The 19,339-nt window shown below is 70.9% G+C and carries 17 protein-coding genes; 6 read left to right on the top strand and 11 right to left on the bottom strand.

The features are described from left to right. Positions 1 to 20: 20 nt before the first annotated feature. From G3I78_RS25180 to G3I78_RS25170, 3 genes are read right to left on the bottom strand one after another with little or no spacing between them, the layout of a single operon-like run. Complete coding sequence (locus tag G3I78_RS25180) at positions 21 to 821, bottom strand: 3-oxoacyl-ACP reductase (protein WP_164428367.1); 801 nt, start codon at positions 819 to 821, stop codon at positions 21 to 23. Beyond that, entirely contained in the window at positions 818 to 2,191 is a 1,374-nt protein-coding gene (locus G3I78_RS25175) for an aldehyde dehydrogenase family protein (RefSeq protein ID WP_164428365.1), read from the bottom strand. Before G3I78_RS25175 ends, G3I78_RS25180 begins: the two co-directional genes overlap by 4 nt. Before the next feature lie 27 nt (positions 2,192 to 2,218). Then, complete coding sequence (locus tag G3I78_RS25170) at positions 2,219 to 3,577, bottom strand: glutamine synthetase family protein (RefSeq protein ID WP_164428363.1); 1,359 nt, start codon at positions 3,575 to 3,577, stop codon at positions 2,219 to 2,221. Positions 3,578 to 3,672: 95 nt separating this feature from the next. Here G3I78_RS25170 and G3I78_RS25165 point away from each other — a divergent pair, with 95 nt between their 5' ends. Both G3I78_RS25165 and G3I78_RS25160 read left to right on the top strand, forming a co-directional pair. Then, the gene (locus tag G3I78_RS25165; RefSeq protein WP_164428362.1) at positions 3,673 to 4,407 is read left to right on the top strand and encodes an FCD domain-containing protein; all 735 of its coding nucleotides are present in this window, start codon (positions 3,673 to 3,675) and stop codon (positions 4,405 to 4,407) included. A 67-nt stretch (positions 4,408 to 4,474) separates the two neighbouring features. Then, positions 4,475 to 5,167, top strand: coding sequence for a gamma-glutamyl-gamma-aminobutyrate hydrolase family protein (locus G3I78_RS25160; protein ID WP_343243840.1), 693 nt, complete (start codon positions 4,475 to 4,477; stop codon positions 5,165 to 5,167). Here G3I78_RS25160 and G3I78_RS25155 read toward each other — a convergent pair. Further along, on the bottom strand, positions 5,164 to 6,090 hold the full coding sequence (locus tag G3I78_RS25155; protein WP_164428358.1) for a LysR family transcriptional regulator: 927 nt from the start codon (positions 6,088 to 6,090) through the stop codon (positions 5,164 to 5,166). The genes G3I78_RS25160 and G3I78_RS25155 overlap by 4 nt on opposite strands. A 70-nt stretch (positions 6,091 to 6,160) precedes the next feature. Here G3I78_RS25155 and G3I78_RS25150 point away from each other — a divergent pair, with 70 nt between their 5' ends. After that, the gene (locus tag G3I78_RS25150; RefSeq protein WP_164428356.1) at positions 6,161 to 7,285 is read left to right on the top strand and encodes a TDT family transporter; all 1,125 of its coding nucleotides are present in this window, start codon (positions 6,161 to 6,163) and stop codon (positions 7,283 to 7,285) included. Here G3I78_RS25150 and G3I78_RS25145 read toward each other — a convergent pair. The 4 genes from G3I78_RS25145 to G3I78_RS25130 all read right to left on the bottom strand — a co-directional run bounded on the left by G3I78_RS25145 (position 7,197) and on the right by G3I78_RS25130 (position 12,446). Continuing rightward, a complete protein-coding gene (locus tag G3I78_RS25145; protein ID WP_164428355.1) occupies positions 7,197 to 7,913 on the bottom strand; it encodes a helical backbone metal receptor in 717 nt (238 codons plus the stop codon). The genes G3I78_RS25150 and G3I78_RS25145 overlap by 89 nt on opposite strands. After that, positions 7,910 to 8,482, bottom strand: a complete 573-nt coding sequence (locus G3I78_RS25140; RefSeq protein ID WP_164428353.1) for an XRE family transcriptional regulator — start codon at positions 8,480 to 8,482, stop codon at positions 7,910 to 7,912. Before G3I78_RS25140 ends, G3I78_RS25145 begins: the two co-directional genes overlap by 4 nt. A 294-nt stretch (positions 8,483 to 8,776) precedes the next feature. After that, positions 8,777 to 11,392, bottom strand: coding sequence for an ABC transporter permease/substrate binding protein (locus tag G3I78_RS25135; RefSeq protein ID WP_164428351.1), 2,616 nt, complete (start codon positions 11,390 to 11,392; stop codon positions 8,777 to 8,779). Then, entirely contained in the window at positions 11,385 to 12,446 is a 1,062-nt protein-coding gene (locus tag G3I78_RS25130) for a betaine/proline/choline family ABC transporter ATP-binding protein (RefSeq protein ID WP_164428349.1), read from the bottom strand. The genes G3I78_RS25135 and G3I78_RS25130 overlap by 8 nt, the downstream gene beginning before the upstream one ends. A gap of 194 nt (positions 12,447 to 12,640) precedes the next feature. On the opposite strand from G3I78_RS25130, the gene G3I78_RS25125 reads away from it, so the two are divergent. Together G3I78_RS25125 and G3I78_RS25120 are read left to right on the top strand one after the other, a co-directional pair. Continuing rightward, positions 12,641 to 13,570 (top strand): 5'-3' exonuclease, encoded by a 930-nt coding sequence (locus G3I78_RS25125; protein ID WP_239158035.1) that lies wholly within the window; start codon positions 12,641 to 12,643, stop codon positions 13,568 to 13,570. A gap of 150 nt (positions 13,571 to 13,720) precedes the next feature. Next, complete coding sequence (locus G3I78_RS25120; RefSeq protein ID WP_164428347.1) at positions 13,721 to 14,566, top strand: siderophore-interacting protein; 846 nt, start codon at positions 13,721 to 13,723, stop codon at positions 14,564 to 14,566. Between the two features lie 122 nt (positions 14,567 to 14,688). On the opposite strand, the gene G3I78_RS25115 is transcribed toward G3I78_RS25120, so the two are convergent. The 3 genes from G3I78_RS25115 to G3I78_RS25105 all read right to left on the bottom strand — a co-directional run bounded on the left by G3I78_RS25115 (position 14,689) and on the right by G3I78_RS25105 (position 17,228). Next, positions 14,689 to 15,465, bottom strand: a complete 777-nt coding sequence (locus G3I78_RS25115) for an ABC transporter permease (protein WP_164428345.1) — start codon at positions 15,463 to 15,465, stop codon at positions 14,689 to 14,691. Beyond that, entirely contained in the window at positions 15,462 to 16,451 is a 990-nt protein-coding gene (locus G3I78_RS25110; protein ID WP_164428343.1) for an ATP-binding cassette domain-containing protein, read from the bottom strand. Before G3I78_RS25110 ends, G3I78_RS25115 begins: the two co-directional genes overlap by 4 nt. Before the next feature lie 186 nt (positions 16,452 to 16,637). Next, positions 16,638 to 17,228, bottom strand: a complete 591-nt coding sequence (locus tag G3I78_RS25105) for a PadR family transcriptional regulator (RefSeq protein WP_164428341.1) — start codon at positions 17,226 to 17,228, stop codon at positions 16,638 to 16,640. Between the two features lie 249 nt (positions 17,229 to 17,477). Between G3I78_RS25105 and G3I78_RS25100 the strand changes: the two genes are divergently transcribed. Beyond that, a complete protein-coding gene (locus tag G3I78_RS25100) occupies positions 17,478 to 18,989 on the top strand; it encodes an amino acid permease (protein ID WP_164428339.1) in 1,512 nt (503 codons plus the stop codon). The last annotated feature ends 350 nt before the right edge of the window (positions 18,990 to 19,339 follow it).

Genomic DNA, 19,339 nt, shown 5'->3' with positions numbered 1-19,339 from the left:
CCGGCACTGTAGGGCGAGACCTACAGCGGTGTGACGTACGCCCCCGAGATCCCGCCGTCGACGAGGAAGTCGCTGGCGTTGACAAAGGAGGAGTCGTCGCTGGCCAGGAAGGCGACGGCGGCGGCGATCTCCTCGGCCTCGGCGAACCGGCCCACCGGGATGTGGACCAGGCGGCGCGCGGCCCGCTCGGGGTCCTTGGCGAACAGCTCCTGGAGCAGCGGGGTGTTGACCGGGCCCGGGCAGAGGGCGTTGACGCGGATGCCCTCGCGGGCGAACTGCACGCCCAGCTCACGGGACATGGCCAGTACGCCACCCTTGGAGGCGGTGTAGGAGATCTGCGAGGTCGCCGCGCCCATCCGGGCCACGAAGGACGCCGTGTTGATGATGGACCCCTTGCCCTGCTGCCGCATGTAGGGGATCGCGGCCTTGCAGCACAGGTACACGGAGGTCAGGTTGACCTCCTGGACGCGCTTCCAGGCCTCCAGGCCGGTCTCCAGGATGGAGTCGTCGTCGGGGGGCGAGATGCCCGCGTTGTTGAAGGCGATGTCGACGCTGCCGTAGGTGTCGTACGCCGTCCTGAACAGGGCTTCGACCTGCTCGGCGTCGGTGACGTCCACCTTCACGAAGGTGCCGCCGACCTCCTCGCCGGCCGCCTTGCCGCGGGTCTCGTCCACGTCGGCGCAGACCACGTTGGCGCCCTCGGAGGCGAGCCTGCGGGCGGTGGCGAGACCGATGCCGCTGCCGGCTCCGGTGATGACGGCCGTACGGCCGACGAGGCGACGGCACACGATCTGATCGGTCGAAGGGGTCGAAGAGGTCACTGTGCGGGGCCTTCCGTGCTGATGAAGACGTTCTTGGTCTCGGTGAAGGCGGTCAGGGCGTCCGGGCCGAGTTCACGGCCGAGTCCGGACTGCTTGTAGCCGCCGAAGGGGGTCCAATAGCGGACGCTGGAGTGGGAGTTGACGGACAGGTTGCCTGCCCGGACGGCGTGCGAGACGCGCAGGGCGCGGCCCAGGTCGCGGGTCCAGAGGGAGCCGGAGAGGCCGTAGGGGGTGTCGTTGGCGAGCCGGATCGCGTCCGCCTCGTCGGTGAAGGGCAGCAGGACGGCGACCGGGCCGAAGATCTCCTCGCAGGCCGCCGGGGAGTCGGGCGCCTCGCCGGTGAGCACGGTCGGCGCGAACCAGAAGCCGGGCCCGTCGGGAGCGCCGCCGCGCAGGCCGGGGGCGTCGGCGGGCACCAACTGCCGTACCCGGTCCAGTTGCTGACGGGAGATCAGCGGGCCCATCTGGGTCTTCTCGTCGGCCGGGTCGCCGACCACGACGGCGGACAGCGCCTCTGCGAGAAAGGCGTGCGCCTCCTCGTAGACCGACTCCTGGACGAGGATCCGGGTGCGGGCGCAGCAGTCCTGGCCGGAGTTGTCGAGGAAGGAGAAGGGGTCGAGGGCCTTGGTGAGGTCGGCGTCGGCGAAGACGATGTTGGGGCTCTTGCCGCCGAGTTCGAGGGTGACCGGCTTGACCTGGCGGGCGCAGCGCTCCATGACCTCGCGGCCGGTGCGGGTGGACCCGGTGAACACGATCTTCGCCACGCCGGGGTGCTCGACGAGGGCGGTGCCCGCGACCGGCCCGTGGCCCGGCAGCACCTGGAACAGGCCCTCGGGCAGCCCTGCGTCCAGGGCGAGTTCGGCGAGCCGCAGGGCGGTCAGCGGGGTCGTCTCGGCGGGCTTGAGGATCACCGCGTTGCCGGCTGCGAGCGCGGGGGCCGTGCCCCAGGCGGCGATCGGCATCGGGAAGTTCCAGGGCGCGATGATCCCGACGACGCCGAGCGGTTCGAGGATGGTGATGTCGAGGCCGCCCGCGACCGGGATCTGACGGCCGTTCAGCCGCTCCACGCCCCCCGCCGCATAGGCCAGCAGATCACGGACGTTGCCGGCCTCCCAGCGGGCGTTGCCGAGGAGGTGGCCGGCTTCCCTGACCTCCAACCGGGCCAGTTCCTCGACGTGTTGGTCCACGACGTCGGCGAACCGGCGCAGCAGCCGGGCCCGGTCGGCGGGGGCGAGGGCCGCCCAGCCGGCCTGTGCCTTCGCCGCGCGGGCGACCGCCGCGTCCACGTCGGCGGCGGTGGCTGCGGGGACGGTGGCGACGACCTCCTCGGTGGCCGGGTTGAGGACGGTCAGCTCATGCTCGTACGACAACGAAGAACCTTTCGGGGACACTCGGGATCACAGGCGTTCGAAGGAGCGGCGCAGCTCCCAGTCGGTGACCGCCGCGTCGAAGGCGTCCAGCTCGACGCGGGCCATGTTGCGGTAGTGCGCGACGACCTCGTCGCCGAAGGCGGCCTTGGCGATCGGGCTGTTCTCCCACAGCTCGGCGGCCTCGCGCAGGGTGGTGGGGACGTGGGCGTACTCGGCGGTGTAGGCGTTGCCGGTGCAGACCTCGGGCAGCTCCAGCTTCTGCTCGATGCCGTACAGCCCTGCCGCGACCAGCCCGGCGACCGCGAGGTGCGGGTTGACGTCCCCGCCGGGCAGCCGGTTCTCGAAGCGCATCGAGCGGCCGTGGCCGACGACCCGCAGCGCGCAGGTGCGGTTGTCATGGCCCCAGGCGACCGCGGTGGGGGCGAAGGAGCCCGGCTGGAACCGCTTGTAGGAGTTGATGTTGGGGGCGTAGAGCAGCGAGAAGTCGCGCAGGGCCGCGAGCTGTCCGGCGAGGAAGTACCGCATCACGTCGGACATGCCGTCCGGGCCCGCCATCGCGTTGTTGCCTGCGGCGTCGGCGAGCGAGAGGTGGATGTGGCAGGAGTTGCCCTCGCGCTCGTTGTACTTGGCCATGAAGGTGAGCGAGACGCCTTCCTGGGAGGCGATCTCCTTGGCGCCGGTCTTGTAGATCGCGTGCTGGTCGCAGGTGGTGAGGGCCTCGTCGTAGCGGAAGGCGATCTCGTGCTGGCCGGGGTTGCACTCGCCCTTGGCGGACTCGACGGTGAGCCCGGCCGCGGCCATCTCGTTGCGGATCCGGCGGAGCAGGGGCTCGATGCGGCCGGTGCCGAGGACCGAGTAGTCGATGTTGTACTGGTTGGCGGGCGTGAGCCCCCGGTAGTTGGCGTCCCAGGCCTGCTCGTAGCTGTCCTTGAAGACGATGAACTCCAGCTCGGTGCCGACCTGGGCGGTGAAGCCGTGCTCGGCGAGGCGCTCCAGCTGGCGGCGCAGGATCTGCCGGGGCGCGGCGACCACCGGGGAGCCGTCCTCCCAGGCGAGGTCGGCGATCAGCATGGCCGTGCCGGCGTTCCAGGGGACGCGGCGCAGGGTGGCGAGGTCGGGGTGCATGGCGAAGTCGCCGTAGCCGCGGTCCCAGGAGGACATCGCGTAGCCGTCGACGGTGTTCATCTCGGTGTCGACGGCGAGCAGGTAGTTGCAGCCCTCGGTGCCGTGGTGGAGTACCTCGTCGAGGAAGAAGCGGGCGGCGAACCGCTTGCCCTGGAGCCGGCCTTGCATGTCAGGGAAGGCCAGGACGACAGTGTCGATCTCACCGCTCGCGACGAGGGCGTGCAGCTCCTCGACACTGAGCGGGGGTGTGCGGTCTGCCACGGGGGAGCTCCTTCGGCTGCTGCGCGTTTTTCCGACCGGGCCGGGAGCCATAAGGTATTGCTCAGAACCATTGCTTGGGAAGGGGGCTCGGCCATATGTCGGTCGACGCTGACGGCGGCCCGGAGGACCGGCTGACTCCGGTGCTGCGGCCGGTCAGGGCGGGCAACGGCTTCGAGGAGGCGCTGGAGCAGATCCTCCAGGTGGTGCGGCTCGGGCTGGTGCCGGGGGGTGAGCGGCTGCCGGCCGAGCGGGAGCTGGCGGAGCGGCTCGGGATCAGCCGGGTGACGCTGCGCGAGGTGCTGAAGGTGCTCCAGGACCAGGGGCTTGTGGAGTCGCGGCGCGGGCGGTACGGCGGGACCTTCGTCCTGCCCAAGGCGCACGCGGGCGGCGAGGACGAACTGCGGCGCCGGGTCACGGAGGTGGACATCGAGGACGTGCTGCGCTTCCGGGAGGTGCTGGAGGTGGGCGCGGCGGGCCTGTGCGCGACGCACGGCCTCTCCGGCGAGCAGGCGGAGCGGCTGCGCGAGGCACTGGCGGCCACGCAGGAGGCCCCGCTCGCGGACTACCGGCGCCTGGACACCCTGCTCCACCTCACCCTGGCGGAACTGTGCGGCTCACCGACCCTGACCGCCCAGTACGCGGCGGTACGGGCCTCGGTGAACGACCTCCTCGACTGCATCCCGCTCCTGGTCCGCAACCTGGAGCACTCCCAGCGCCAGCACGCGGCGCTGGTCGAGGCGGTCCTCGACGGGGACGCGGACGGGGCGCGGGAGATGATGCGCGAGCACTGCGGGGGCACGGCGGCGCTGTTGCGCGGGTTCCTGGCGTGACCTTGATTGTGCACGGCCCGGGGCGCAAAGGTATGGGCATGGGCCATTGCAAGCCGGGGAGGACCGAGTGACGACCGTACGACCGCTGATCGGGGTCAGCACCTATCTGGAGGCCGAGGTGCGCTGGGGGCGCTGGGAGCTGGAGGCGGCGCTGCTCCCGGCGGGCTATCCCCGGCTGGTCCAGCAGGCGGGCGCCCTGGCCGCGATGCTCCCGCCGGACGCCCCTGAGCACGCGGCGGCGACCGTGGCCCGCCTGGACGGACTGGTGATCGCGGGCGGCCCGGACGTGGAGCCGATCCGCTACGGCGCCGAGCCCGACCCCCGCACCGGCCCGCCCGCCCGTGCCCGGGACGCCTGGGAACTGGCCCTGATCGACGCCGCGTCGGCTGCCGGCGTCCCCCTGCTGGGCATCTGCCGGGGCATGCAGCTCCTGAACGTCGCCCTCGGCGGCACCCTCGTCCAGCACATCGACGGCCACGCCGACACCCCGGGCGTCTTCGGCCACCACCCGGTCAAGCCGGTCCCCGGCACCCGCTACGCCGACATCGCCCCGGAGGAGACCCTGGTCCCGACCTTCCACCACCAGGCGGTGGACCGCCTCGGAGAGGGCCTGGCCCCCTCCGCCCACGCGCCGGACGGCACGGTGGAGGCGGTCGAACTCACCGGCGCGCACTGGGCGTTGGGCGTCCAGTGGCATCCGGAGATGGGCGCGGACCTGCGAGTGATGCGGGCCCTCGTCTCGGCCGCCGCCCGGCCCTAGGACCGGGTCAGCGACAACAGGTCTCTCGCCGGTCCCACCGGCCGATGCCCCGTGGGCCACACCGCCCGCAGGTCCCGTGCCAGTGACACCCCGGCCACCGGGACCGCCACGAGGCGGCGCATCGCCAGCTCCTCCCCCACCGCCAGTTCGCTGAGGACGGCGGGGCCCGCGCCGCTCACCGCCGAGGCCTTCACCGCTGTGGTGGAGGAGAGTTCGATGAGGGGGCGGGCCAGGCCGCCCAGGGCCGCGTCCAGGACCTGGCGGGTGCCGGAGCCCTTCTCGCGCAGGATCAGGGGTGTGGTGGCGAGTTCGGCGGCGGCCAGGGGACGCCGGCGGCGGGCCCAGGGGTGGCCCGGGGCCGTCACGACGATCAGGTGGTCGTGGGCGATGACGACCGAGTCGAGGCCCGTGGGGACCGTCAGGCCCTCCACGAAGCCGAGGTCCGCCTCGTCGGAGAGCAGGCGCTCCGCCACCGTCTGCGAGTTGCCGGCCTGGAGGGACACCGCCGTGTCCGGGCGGGCCGCGCGCAGCGCCAGCAGCCAGCCCGGCAGCAGGTACTCGGCGATCGTCATGCTCGCCGCCACCCGGAGCCGGGAGTCCCGGCGGACCCGCAGCGCCTGGGCCCCCGCGTCGAACGCCTCCGCCGCCTCCACGATCCGCCGCGCCCAGTCCGTGACCAGCGCGCCCGCGTCCGTGAGCCGGGACCCGCGGGGCGAGCGGTCGACCAGGGCCACGCCGAGCTGGCGTTCCATGGAGCGGATACGGCTGCTCGCGGCCGGCTGCGTGATGCCCAGCTCCCGCGCCGCCCCGCCGAGGCTCCCCAACCGGGCCACCGCCAGCAGCAGTTCGAGGGCCCCCAGGTCCGGCACCCGATGGGCCAGCCCGCCGCCCACCGCCGCCCCTTGCTCCTCCACACCGCTCATAAGACCAGCTTATGCCCTCATAGAGTCATACTCCCTGGTCGCGGCCCTCCCGCCACGACACCGTGGAGACATGGTCACCGCCGTCCGTCATCTCGGGCCGAACTGGTACGCCGCCGTCATGGGCACCGCGATCGTCGCCACCGCCGGCGTCGCGCTCCCCGTGCACCTCCCCGGCCTGCGCACGATCTGCGCCGCCGTCTGGCTGCTGTCCCTCGCCCTGCTCCTCGTCCTCCTCTGCGCCCGCGCCCTGCACTGGCGCCACCACGCCGACCAGGGCCGCGGCGACCTCCGCGACCCCGCCACAGCGCCTTTCTACGGCTGCCTCGCCATGGCGCTCCTGGCCGTCGGCGGCGGCGCGCTCACCGTCGGCCGGTACTGGATCGGCACGACGGCCGCGGTCGCCCTCGACGCCGTGCTGTTCAGCGCCGGTACGGTCGTGGGGCTCGCGGCCGCCGTGGTCGTCCCGTACCTCATGGCCGTAGGAGACAGGGCGGAGCCGCAGCAGGCCACGCCCGTGTGGCTGCTGCCGCTCGTCGCGCCCATGGTGTCCGCCGCGCTCGGCCCGCTGCTCGTGCCGCATCTGCCGGCCGGGCAGGCCCGGGAGACGCTGCTGTTCGCGTGCTTCGCGATGTTCGGGCTCAGCCTGCTCGCGACCCTGGTGATGCTGCCGCTCGTCTTCGCCCGGCTCGTCACCGGCGGCCCGCTGCCGCTTACCCTCACCCCGGCCCTGTTCCTGGTCCTCGGTCCGCTGGGCCAGTCCACCACCGCCGTCGGCAAGTTCGCGGACGTGGCCCCGGGGGTCGTACCGGCCCCCTACAGCCAGGGCTTCGGCGTCCTCGCGGTGCTCTACGGCGTCCCCGTCATGGGGTTCGCGCTGCTGTGGCTCGGGCTCGCCACCGCCCATGTCGTACGGGCCAGGCGGCTCGGGATGGGGTTCTCGATGACCTGGTGGGCGTTCACCTTCCCGGTCGGCACCTGTGTCACCGGCTCGGAGGCGCTGGCCCGGCACACCGGGCTCGCGGTCTACGACTGGCTCGCCGTCGGGCTGTACGCCGTCCTGGTGGCCGCCTGGCTCACGGCCGCCCTGCACACAGCGCGCGGCCTCGTCAGCGGAGCGCTGCTCGCAGGGCCGCGCCCAGCGCCCGTGGTGCTTCGGCCAGCGACGGCCCGTACCACGTCAGGTGCCGTCCGCTGACGAGCGCGCAGGGCAGGCCCGGGAAGGCCTCCGGGCCGTCGTCCGGGGTGAAGCGGTACGGCTCGTCGGGCAGGACGACCACACCCGGGGCCACCGCCCGCAGCTCGTCGAGCGGGATGCGCGGGTAGCGGTCCTCGTGGCCCGTGTACAGGTGGTCCACGCCGAGGCGGGACAGCACGTCGCCCGCGAAGGTGTCCCGGCCCAGCACCATCCAGGGCCGGCGCCAGATCGGTACGACCGCCGTCACGCGAGGGCTCAGGGGCGCCGGCGCCGACCAGGCCTCCTCGGCCTCGTCCAGCCAGCGCGGTCGTACGACACCGCAGGCCCCGACGACCCGGTCCAGTTCCCGGAAGGCCTGCGGGACGTCCCGGACCTCGGTGACCAGGACCTCCAGGCCCGCCTCGCGCAGGGCGGCCAGGTCGGGTTCCCGGTTCTCCTCCTCGTTGGCGATCACCAGGTCGGGGGCGAGGGCGACGATCCGGTCCAGCTTCGGGTTCTTGGTGCCGCCGATCCGGGTGACGTCGAGGTCGGCCGGACGGGTGCACCAGTCGGTGGCGCCGACCAGGGCGCCGGGTGCCGAGCGGGCGATCGCCTCGGTCAGCGAGGGGACCAGGGAGACGACTCTCACTGCCGGGGCCGGTCCTGGACGGCCTCGATGTGCTCCGCCACGGCGACGACGACCACGCGCGTGTCGGCCACCGTCGCCCGCCAGCGGTGCCGCACCCCGCCGGTGAGGTACAGGGTGTCACCGCGGCCGAGGCGGTAGGCGCGGCCCTCCGCCTCGACGTCCACCGCGCCGTCGGCGACGTACATCAACTGGTCGTTGCGGTACTGGAATTCGCGCCCGGCGTCATGGTCGCCGGTGAACTCCTGGGCGTGCATCTGGTGGTGACCGCGCACCAGGGACCGCACCCGGGGTGCGTAGCCGGGCTCGGTCGCGGCCTCCGCGTGCACGACGTCCACGCTGCACGCCGGGTCGGCGGCGGCGAGGAGTTCGACGGCCGTGGTGCGCAGGGCGTCGGCGACCTTCTCCAGGGAACTGCGGCTGGGCCGGGCGCGTTCGTTCTCGATCTGGCTCAGGAAGGGGACCGAGAGGCCGCTGCGCTCGGCCACGACGGCGAGGGTGAGTTCCAGCGCGCGGCGCCTGCGGCGCACGGCCGCGCCGACCCGAAGGGGCTGTTCTTTGTGGTCACCCATGGCTCCGGCTCCCTCCTACGCTCGTCGGTCCTGTGACGGGTCTCCTGATGAGTTGTCTGCACCCTACGCATGTTCGGCAAACCGTTTCATGCGGCCGTCACATCGATGTCACACAGCGTGCTGCCGGACCTCACACTTCGCGCCAGCGCGACGGCCCCCCGGCGGAGCGCCGGGGGGCCGGAATATGCGCCGCCGGCCGCCGAGAACTCCTCAAGTGGCCTAGTCGGCACGGAAGTTCGGGTGATGACGTCGCTCTATGTGGTTGGCCGGATCCTTACCGTGGTCCGGAAGCGGTTATGACCCTGTCATCCGCCCCACCATCTCCGGGTGCTCCCCGAGCCAGGCGGCGACCGCCTTCTCCTCGTGCCCCTGGCCGTACTTGTTGATCTCGCCCTCCAGCGTGCCCAGCTCGTCCTCGCTCATGTGGAAGCCCTTGATCCACCGGGTGAGCTGCGGGTAGCGGGAGGGGAAGTCCTCGTTGGAGATGGTCCGGATGGTGTTGCCCTCGCCGAAGAACTTCTTGTCGTCCTTCAGCTTGGTGAGGTCGTACTGGCTGTAGGCCCAGTGCGGCGACCACAGCACGACCGCGACCGGCTGCTTCTTGGCGTACGCCCGCTTGAGCTCGGCCAGCATCGCGGGCGTGGAGCCGTCGACGACCTCGTACTCCTTGTCGAGGCCGTAGCCCGGCAGCACCTTGTTCTTGAGGAGGTTCATCTCGCCGGTGCCCGGTTCGATGCCGATGATCTTCCCGTCGAAGAGGTCGGCCTTGCCCTTGAGGTCCTCGTACGTCCTGACGCCCTTGACGTACGACGGCACCGCGATCTCCAGCGAGGTCGGTTCGTACCAGGTGCCGAGGTCCTTGAGTCTGTCCTTGCTCTTGTCCCAGTAGTTCTGCTGGGCGTACGGCAGCCAGGCGTCGAAGTTGAGGTCCAGGTCACCGGAGGCGAGGCCGGTGTAGACCGGGCCGACGTCCATCTGCTTGAGGTTGAGCCGGTAGCCGCGCTTCTCCAGGACGTTCTTCCACAGATACGTGACGGCGATGTCCTCGTCCCAGGGGAACCAGGCCACGTTCACCGGACGCTCGGTCTCGGCGGCGGCCTGGCTCTTCTGGACGGGGGCCAGTTTGTCGACCAGGCCGGGCTGCTGCTTGAGCCAGCTGCGGACGGCGTCCTGCTGCTCGCCCTTGCCGGCCTTGTTGATCTCGGCCTCCAGGCTGGTGAGCTGCTTCTCGTCCAGCTCGAAGTTCTTCAGCCACCGCCCGACGACCGGGTTGTCGTCCGCGAACCCCTTGCGGGCCAGGGTGTGCACCCCGTCGCCCTCGCCCCAGGCCCCCTTGGGGTCCTTGAGCTTCTTCAGGTCGTAGTCGTTGTACGCCCAGTGCGGCGACCAGAGCGTCACGACGATCGGGTCCTTCTGGGAGTACGCCCGCTTCAGCTCGGCCAGCATGGCGGGCGTGGAGCTGTCGACGACCTCGTACTCCTTGTCGAGGCCGTACTCCTTGAGCACCTTGCTCTTGAGCAGTGCCATCTCACCGGCGCTGGACTCGATCCCGGTGATCTTCCCGCCGAACTCCGAGGCCCTGCCCTTGAGATCGGCCAGCGAGTCGATGCCCTTCATGTACGACGGGACGCTCAGCTCGAGAGACGTCTTGTCGTACCAGGCGCCGAGGTCGTCGAGCTTGCTGCCGTACTCCTTCCAGTACTGGGCGTGGGTGGTCGGCAGCCAGGAGTCGGTCTGGAAGTCGACGGTGCCCTGGGCGAGCGAGGTGTACAGCGGTCCGGCGTCGAACTGCTTGGCGTCCACCTGGTAGCCGCGCTGCTCCAGGACCTCCTTCCACAGGAAGGTGGAGGCGACGCCCTCGTCCCAGGGGATGTAGCCGATGCTGATCTTCTTGCCCTGGCCGACGTTCTCGCTGTCGGCGACGGCCGTGGTCCCGCCGGAGTTGCCGCCGAAGACCCCCACGCCGCCCGCGACGAGAGCGAGCACGACGACGCCGATCACGGCGAACTGGGGGCGCGGACGGTACGACCAGATCTTCGAACCGCCCTGTGCGGCACGGGCCTTGGCGGCGGCGCGGCGGCCCAGCGGGGAGACCTGGGTGCCGAGCGCGCTGGTCATGCGGTCGAGGTAGATCGCGAGGATCACGATGGCGACACCGGCCTCGGAGCCGAGGCCCACGTTGAGCTGGCCGATGGCCTCGTTGACGTCGCCGCCGAGGCCGCCGGTGCCGACCATGCCGGCGATCGCGGCCATGGACAGGCCGAGCATGATGACCTGGTTGACACCGGCCATCACGGTGGGCAGGGCCAGGGGCAGCTGGACGCGCAGAAGGGTGTCGCGCGGGGTGGTGCCGAACGCCTCGGCCGCCTCGACGAGTTCCTTGTCGACCTGGCGGATGCCGAGTTCGGTCATGCGGACGCCGGGGGCCAGCGCGAAGATCAGGGTCGCGACGATGCCGGCGGAGGCTCCGGTGCCGAAGAACAGGATCGCCGGGATGAGGTAGATCATCGCGGGCAGCGTCTGCATGAAGTCCAGGACGGGGCGCACGATCCCGCTGACGCGGTCGGAGCGGGCCGCCCAGATGCCCACCGGGACGGCCACCACCAGCGCGATGATCGTGGCCACGAGGACCAGCGAGAGGGTGATCATCGCGTTCTCCCACAGTTCGAGGGAGTCGATGAAGGCGAATCCCGCGAAGGTGAGCAGGCCGGCGAGGGTGCCGCGCAGCCAGAACGCGATGACGGCGAAGATGCCTGCCAGGAGCAGGGGTTGGGGCGCCTGGAGGACGGCGTCGATACCGTCGTAGGTGCCGGTGAAGACGGTCTTGAAGAAGTCGAACAGCCAGGCCACGTGGTCGAGCAGCCAGTCGACGGTGTCGTTGACCCAGTCGCCGAGCGGGATCCTAGGCATGGGCGGCCTCCTGGGGGGACTCCGTGTCGCCGAGGAAGCCGATCAGGCGCTCCTGCGGGACCACGCCGACGAGCTTGCGCTTCCCGTCGAGCACGATCACCGGGTGGCTGGAACGGGCGCTCATCGCGCAGAGTTCGGTGAACGGCGTGTCGGGCGTCGCGGTCTCGCAGCCGTCCGCGCAACCGCAGTCGGCCTCGGCACCGCTGACGTCCGTGTCCATGACGGCGGACGCGGTGAGCACCCGGGAGCGGTCGACGTCCTTGGTGAAGGAGGCCACGTAGTCGTCGGCGGGCCGCACCAGGATGTCCTCGGCGCTGCCGATCTGGACGATCCGGCCGTCGCGCATGACGGCGATGCGGTCGCCGAGCCGCATGGCCTCGTTGAGGTCGTGGGTGATGAAGACGATGGTCTTCTTCAGGGTCTTCTGGAGCTGGAGGAGCTGGTCCTGCATGTCCCGGCGGATCAGCGGGTCGAGCGCGCTGAAGGACTCGTCCATGAGGAGCAGGTCGGCGTCGGTGGCGAGGGCGCGGGCCAGGCCCACGCGCTGCTGCATGCCGCCGGACAGCTCGTCGGGCCAGGACTTCTCCCAGCCCTTGAGGCCGCACAACTCCAGTGCCTCGGTGGCCCGTTCGGTGCGCTCGGCCTTGCCGACGCCCTGGACGGCGAGGCCGTAGGCGGCGTTCTCCAGGACGCTGCGGTGCGGGAAGAGCGCGAAGTGCTGGAAGACCATGCTGATCTTCTCGGCGCGTACGGCGCGCAGTTCGCGGTCGGTCAGCGCGGTGAGGTCCTGGCCGTCGAAGCGGACATGGCCCGCGGTCGGCTCCAGGAGGCCGTTGAGCATGCGCAGCAGCGTGGACTTGCCGGAGCCGGACAGGCCCATGACGACGAAGATCTCGCCCGGGTCCACGGTGAAGGACGCGTCGATCACGGCGGCGGTGGTGCCGTCGGCGCGCAGTCCCTCCCGGTCGGCGCCCTCGCGGAGCCGCTCGACCGCCTGGTGGGGGCGTCTTCCGAACACCTTGTACAGCTGCTCTGCCTCAAGCCTTGATGACACGCGTGCCTCTCGTCTCTTCGACCACTGGGGGAGACGAAGGGCCGCGAACAGTTGAAGATGCAACCTGCCTCGCTCCGAGGCCGCGCCTGCCCCGATGTCTTTCGGCCAAACGCCCTGGTGGTCCAGTTCACAGGACGCACACACCCGCCGGACGAGTTAAGCGGGGACGGCCGGTGTCGGTGTCGTACGGCATGATGCGAGGCGTGACCGGACGACTGATGCTCCTCGACACCGCCTCGCTCTACTTCCGTGCCTACTTCGGTGTGCCGGAGTCGGTGAAGGCGCCCGACGGCACGCCGGTGAACGCCGTGCGCGGCCTCCTCGAATTCATCGACCGCCTGGTCAAGGACCACCGACCCGACCTGCTCGTGGCGTGCATGGACGCCGACTGGCGGCCGCAGTGGCGGGTCGATCTCATCCCCTCCTACAAGGCGCACCGCGTGGCCGAGGAGCGCGCGACGGGCCCGGACGAGGAGGAGGTGCCGGACACGCTGTCGCCGCAGGTGCCGGTCATCGAGGACGTCCTGGACGCGCTCGGCATCGCGCGCGTGGGCGTGGCGGGGTACGAGGCGGACGACGTGATCGGCACGTTCACCGCGCGGGCGACGGGCCCGGTCGACATCGTCACCGGCGACCGCGACCTCTACCAGCTGGTGGACGACGGGCGTGGGGTGCGGGTGCTGTACCCCCTCAAGGGCGTCGGCACCCTCCAGCTGACCGACGAGGCGTGGCTGCGCGAGAAGTATGGCGTCGACGGCCCTGGGTACGCGGATCTGGCGCTGCTGCGCGGCGACCCGAGCGACGGCCTGCCGGGGGTGCCCGGGATCGGCGAGAAGACGGCGGCCAAGCTGCTGGCCGAGTTCGGGGACCTGGCCGGGATCATGGCCGCCGTGGACGACCCGAAGGCGAAGCTGACGCCCTCGCAGCGCAAGCGGCTGGACGAGTCGCGGCCGTACGTCGCGGTCGCGCCGAAGGTGGTCAAGGTCGCCGACGACGTCCCGCTGCCGCCGGTCGGGACGGCCCTTCCGAAGGCGCCGCGCGACCCGGCCGAGCTGGAGAAGCTGGCAGCCCGGTGGGGGTTGGGCGGATCATTGCAGCGACTGCTGACCACGCTCGCGCCGTAAGCGTTGTTCTCTCTTTCAGCCAGCGGCATTCTCGCCAGCGGAAAGCAAAATTCTTCACAAGGGGTCGACAGGCCACTTGTGAGGGGGGTCATCACCGGGGGGTTGATGCTAACTTAGGTAAGCCTAAGCATAGGGAACTGGGAGGCCGCCATGGCAGAAGGACCGGGACGTAAGCCGCGGAAACCCCACTCCGCGCAGGTCGTCCGCACCGAACGCCTCACCCCGCACATGCAGCGCGTGGTGCTCGGCGGCGACGGACTCGCCGACTTCACGGCGGACACCTGCACCGACCATTACGTCAAGATCCTGTTCCCGGCCGAGGGTGTCACCTACCCCGAGCCCTTCGACATGCAGCGCATCCGCGAGGAGTTCCCGCGCGAGCAGTGGCCGGTGACCCGCACCTACACCGTGCGCCACTGGGACCCCGAACACCGCGAACTCTCCCTGGACTTCGTGATCCACGGCGACGAGGGCCTCGCTGGCCCCTGGGCGGTGCGGGTGCAGCCCGGTGAGACGGTGCGCTTCATGGGTCCCGGCGGGGCCTACGCCCCCGACCTGACGGCCGACTGGCATCTCCTCGTGGGCGACGAGAGCGCGCTGCCCGCGATCGCCCGCTCCCTGGAGTCGCTGCCCGACGGCGCCAAGGCGCACGCCTTCATCGAGGTCTCAGGACCCGAGGAGGAGCAGAAGATCGACTCCGACGTGGAGGTCGTCTGGCTGCACCGCGGCTCCCGGCCGGTCGGGGAGCCGCTGGTCGAGGCCGTGCGCGCGCTGTCCTTCCCGGAAGGCCGCCTGCACGCCTTCGTGCACGGCGAGGCGCACTTCGTGAAGCAGCTGCGCCATCTGCTGCGGATCGAGCACGGCGTCCCGCGCGAGGACCTGTCGATCTCCGGCTACTGGCGCCTCGGCCACAACGAGGACGGCTGGCAGGCCTCCAAGCGGGACTGGAACGCGCGGATCGAGACGGAGCAGGAAGGGGCGGCACCGGCCGCTTAGGCATCTGTTCACGAAAGGGGCGGCACCTTCCGGCGGTTTCCGGGTGCCGCCCCTTTCGCGTGGTCACACCGATCGCCGGGGCGACCCGGAGACCGGGATCGACAGCCGACACGACATGAAGGTCACACCGACCGCTGATACGACCTGAACGTCCGGATCGACAGCCACACCGCCACCACCGCAAGGCTGAGCAGCGCTCCCCCGCGGCCCAGCACCGCGCCCCGGTCCGGGTCGGCGGACAGGGCCGAACGGCCCGCCACCATCGCCCAGTTGAGCGGGTTGAAGTCGGCGATGTGCCGCATCCAGGAGGGCATCTGCGAGGGCGCCATGAAGGCGCTGGACAGGAACGTCAGCGGGAGCAGCAGGAAGGTGTTGATCCCGATGATCGACTCCCGCTCGCGCACCAGCATGCCGAGCGCGTTGGACAGCGCCCCGGACACCGTGCCCAGCAGCACCGAGGCGATCACCAGGACGACGATCCCGGTGACACCGCCCGGGTAGTCGGCGCCGCCAAGGAGCCCGAGCAGCACGATGACGACCGACTGGAACGCGGTGACCAGGCCGTTGTTGACGACGTTGCCGTTCATCAGCGCGGCCCGGCTGACCGGTGTGGTCAGGAAGCGGTCGAGGGTGCCGCGCTGGATCTCCTCCAGCGTGCCCATCCCCGCCCACATGTTGGAGCTGAGCGCGCTCATCACGACCACGCCCGGCACCAGGTAGTCGAGATACGAGGTGGTGCCGAAGCCGCCCAGCTCGACGACCTTCTTGAAGAGGCTGCCGAACAGGAACAGCCAGATCACCGGCTGGATCAGGGTGATGATCGCGTAGGCGGGCTGCCTGACGAACACCATGAGTTGACGCTGCGTCATGTACCAGGTCTGGGTGACGGCGGTGCTCATCGGGCACCCACCAGGTCTTCGGCGTCCGAGTAACGGCGGCCCGCGTAGCGCAGGTAGACGTCGTCCAGGGAAGGGCGGGCGACGGTCGCGGTGGCGACCTTGACCCCGGCCCGCTCCAGCGCGGCGAGCAGTGCGGGTACGGCGGCGGCTCCGTCGTCGGCGCGGACGCTGACGCGGTGTCCGTCGGCCAGCACCTCGTGGACGCCGGGCACCGCGCGCAGGGCGCCGGTGAGGAGGGTGCGGCCCGCCTCGCCGGGTGCCTCGCGCAGCTCCAAGTGCACGGCGTCACCGCGCAGTTCGCCCTTGAGCGCGTCCGGGGTGCCCTCGACGACGACGCGCCCCCGGTCGACCACGGCGACCCGTTCGGCGAGCCGGTCGGCCTCCTCCAGGTAGTGCGTGGTGAGCAGGATCGTCAGGCCCCCCTCCCCCGCGAGCCGGCCGATCTCGTCCCACATCGCGCTGCGGGCCTCGGGGTCGAGGCCGGTGGTCGGCTCGTCGAGGAAGAGCACCTCGGGCCGGTGCACCAGACCGAGGGCGACATCGAGGCGGCGGCGCATTCCGCCGGAGTAGCCCTTGACCGGGCGCCGGGCCGCGTCGGTGAGCGTGAACCGCTCCAGCAGTTCGTCCACCCGCGATTCGAGTGCGGCGCCCTTCAAGCCGTAGAGCCTGCCCTGGAGCCGGAGGTTCTCGCGGCCGGTGGCAACCGGGTCGGCGCCGGAGCCCTGGGCGACCACGCCGATGGCCCGGCGGACCCGGTCCGGGTGGGCCAGCACGTCGTGGCCCGCGACGGTGGCCGTGCCGGAGTCGGGGCGGGCCAGGGTGGTGAGGATCTTGACGGTGGTGGACTTGCCGGCGCCGTTCGGGCCGAGGAGGCCGAAGACGCTGCCCCGCTCGACGACGACGTCGATGCCGTTGAGGGCGGTGACCTCACCGCCGTAGGTCTTGATCAGTTGACGCGCCTCGATCGCGGGCGCACGGGTGCTCATGGCAGCTGCTCTCCTGGGTGAGCGGATCGGTGAAGGGATGACGACTGATCCGCCCGAGGAGCACCCGGTTATCCTGGGTGTGCCGCACCTCGATCTCCTGGATGTGCCTCAGGGCGGATTCAGTTCGGGGTTCGAGGCCCCGGCGGGCTGCTCCAACAGCCGTGCCGGGGCCTGTTCTTGGTCAGGTCACGACGGGTGGAACGACTTCCACTCCTCGATGCCGGACAGCGTGCCCTTTCTGAGCTCGTCGAGGAAGCCGCGGACCCACTCCGCCTCCGCCTCGACCATGTGGAGCTGGTATTCGTTCTCCACGAGGAAGAGCCGGGGCAGTGTCTCGTAGAGCTTCTCCAACGCGCCCCGGCCGCTGGCGAGTTGAACCTCCAGGGCGTCGAGCCGCTCCTCCAGCAAGGGCACCACCTCGTCGGGGTGCAGCACGCCGAGCAGGGAGAGCGCGGTCTCGAAGATCGGGAACTCCTTGACCGGGAAGGCGACCAGGTCCGACATCCACTCGACGGTCTCCTGGCGGCCCGCCTCGGTGATGCCGTAGACGGTCCGCTCGGGCCGGTTGCCCTGCCGCTCCACGTCCGTGACCTCGACGAAGCCGTGCTTCTGGAGGCTCTGCACGACTGTGTAGAGCGAGCCGTAGTTGATCTTCGTGCTGGAGTCCTTGCCCTGGCGGCGCAGGGTCTGAGCGATCTCGTAGGGGTGCATCGGCTTCTGCCACAGCACCGAGAGCACGGCGAGCGCCAGGGGGTTGCGGAGCTTGCGACGCCGCATGTCCGATTCACCTCGCATCCGAATATCCGTAGCCGAACATATCGCGAGTTGCGACAGACCGTCAATAGACACGATGTATCGCGTATCGGGGATCCGCGCAACGGCGTGAGGACTTAGGAGCGGCTTCGACATGCCCGCGTCACGCACCCGAAACAGCGCCTCCCTAATTTCTGTCGCCCGACAGGAATTCTGCGCCCGCACCGCTGTTCCGCTCCTCCGCCCTCATGCCGCCGAAGGCAGGTGCCCGCCGTGACGACGACCGAGGTCCGTCCCGATCCACCGCACTCCCCCGACGACCGCTCCCTCGCCGAGTTCGGCTACCGCCAGGAGCTGCACCGCAGCCTGGGCCGGTACGCGTCCTTCGCCGCCGGGTTCTCCTTCATCTCGGTCCTGACGACCGTCTTCCAGTTCTTCGCCTTCGGGTACGCGTTCGGCGGCCCCGTCTTCTTCTGGGCCTGGCCGGCGGTGCTGCTCGGACAGCTCCTGGTGGCGGCCTGCTTCGCCGAACTCGCGGCGCGCTACCCGATCTCCGGCGCGATCTACCAGTGGTCGTCCCGTCTCTCCAACCTCACCTTCGGCTGGTTCGCCGGCTGGATCATGGTGATCGGGCAGATCGTGGTCGTCTCGGCGGCGGCGCTGGCCCTCCAGATGGTCCTGCCGGCGATCTGGTCCGGCTTCCAGCTGGTCGGCACCGACCCGGCCCCCACCTCGGCGGACGGCGCGGCGAACGCGGCGGTCCTGGGCGTGGTCCTGCTGGTCCTGACGACTCTCGTGAACGTCGTGGACAACCGCGTGATGTCCGTGATCAACCGGGTCGGCGTCACCGCCGAGATCATCGGCGCGGTCCTGATCGTCGTGCTGCTGCTGACCCACTCCGAGCGCACTCCGACCATCACCTTCCACACCGAGGGCGCGGCCCAGTCCGGCCTGTTCGGCGCCCTGCTGGTCGGCTCCTTCACGGCGGCCTACGTGATGATCGGCTTCGACAGCGCCGGTGAGATGAGCGAGGAGACCCGCGACCCGCGCCGCACGGCACCCCGCACGATCCTCACCGCGCTGGCCACGGCCGGCCTGCTCGGCGGTCTGATCGTCCTGGGCGGCCTCCTGGCGGCCCCCAGCCTCACCGACGGCAGGCTGGCGGTGGACGGCCTCAGCTACGTCCTCACCAGCAGCCTGGGCGACGGCGTCGGCAAGCTCCTGCTGGCCGACGTGGTGATCGCGATCGCGGTGGCCACCCTCGCCATCCAGACGGCGGCCTGCCGCATGCTCTTCTCCATGGCCCGCGACGGCCAGCTCCCCTTCGCGAAACGGCTCGCCCACGTCAACCCCCGCACCGGCATGCCCAGCGCTCCCGCCCTGGTCGTCGGCACCCTCGCGGCGGCCCTGCTCCTCCTCAACTTCGCGTCCCCTGAAGCCTTCCTGGCCATCGGCACCACCTGCATCGTGATGCTGTACCTGGCCTACGCGATGGTCACCGGCCCCCTGCTGATCCGCCGCGTGAGGGGCGGCTTCACCACGACCGGCACGGACGAGAAGGGCGCCCGCCTGTTCTCCCTGGGCCGCTGGGGCATCCCGGTCAACGCCCTCGCCCTCCTCTACGGCCTCTTCATGACCGTCAACCTGGCCTGGCCGCGGGCAGAGGTGTACGACCCGGCGGGCGGGCACTGGTACTTCCAGTGGTTCACGGTGCTGTTCCTGGCGGCGACCCTGATCCTGGGAGTGGCTTGGAGGGCGGTGCGGAGGCGTACGGCTGCTGCTTAGGGGGCGGGGCGCGGATTGGGGGCGCGGGGCGGGTCCGGTCCGAGGCTGGTCCGGTCCGGGGCAGGGCGGGTCCGGTCCGGGTCCGGTCCGGGGCGGCAGTCGGCCGACAAGGGATTGCGGCACCCTCAACAAGCCCCGCCCCGACCGCCGTTGAGGAACGGCTCACTGCGGCGCACTCCCTTCCCGACCGGCGCAGTCGGGGGTGGTACCCGTAGCGCACCGGCTGGCCGGAACGCGCTGCCGTGCATCCGGCGGCCTGGGGGTCCGCTTCGTGCGCCGGGGCTGCGCCCCCTTTCCCGCGGCCGGAAATCGTCGCAAGGTGCGAAGTGCTGGGCTGTCAGGGTGGATTG

It is taken from the genome of Streptomyces sp. SID13726 (genome assembly GCF_010548375.1).
Classification (GTDB): domain Bacteria; phylum Actinomycetota; class Actinomycetes; order Streptomycetales; family Streptomycetaceae; genus Streptomyces.
This window is presented reverse-complemented; position numbering and strand designations above follow the sequence as displayed.

Bases quoted from the DNA above. Each gene is read 5' to 3' on its own strand.
- G3I78_RS25165 (WP_164428362.1), top strand. From the start codon at position 3,673: ATGTCGGTCGACGCTGACGGCGGCCCGGAGGACCGGCTGACTCCGGTG.
- G3I78_RS25155 (WP_164428358.1), bottom strand. From the start codon at position 6,090: ATGAGCGGTGTGGAGGAGCAAGGGGCGGCGGTGGGCGGCGGGCTGGCC.
- G3I78_RS25150 (WP_164428356.1), top strand. From the start codon at position 6,161: ATGGTCACCGCCGTCCGTCATCTCGGGCCGAACTGGTACGCCGCCGTC.
- G3I78_RS25140 (WP_164428353.1), bottom strand. From the start codon at position 8,482: ATGGGTGACCACAAAGAACAGCCCCTTCGGGTCGGCGCGGCCGTGCGC.
- G3I78_RS25135 (WP_164428351.1), bottom strand. From the start codon at position 11,392: ATGCCTAGGATCCCGCTCGGCGACTGGGTCAACGACACCGTCGACTGG.
- G3I78_RS25125 (WP_239158035.1), top strand. From the start codon at position 12,641: ATGCGAGGCGTGACCGGACGACTGATGCTCCTCGACACCGCCTCGCTC.
- G3I78_RS25120 (WP_164428347.1), top strand. From the start codon at position 13,721: ATGGCAGAAGGACCGGGACGTAAGCCGCGGAAACCCCACTCCGCGCAG.
- G3I78_RS25115 (WP_164428345.1), bottom strand. From the start codon at position 15,465: ATGAGCACCGCCGTCACCCAGACCTGGTACATGACGCAGCGTCAACTC.
- G3I78_RS25110 (WP_164428343.1), bottom strand. From the start codon at position 16,451: ATGAGCACCCGTGCGCCCGCGATCGAGGCGCGTCAACTGATCAAGACC.
- G3I78_RS25105 (WP_164428341.1), bottom strand. From the start codon at position 17,228: ATGCGGCGTCGCAAGCTCCGCAACCCCCTGGCGCTCGCCGTGCTCTCG.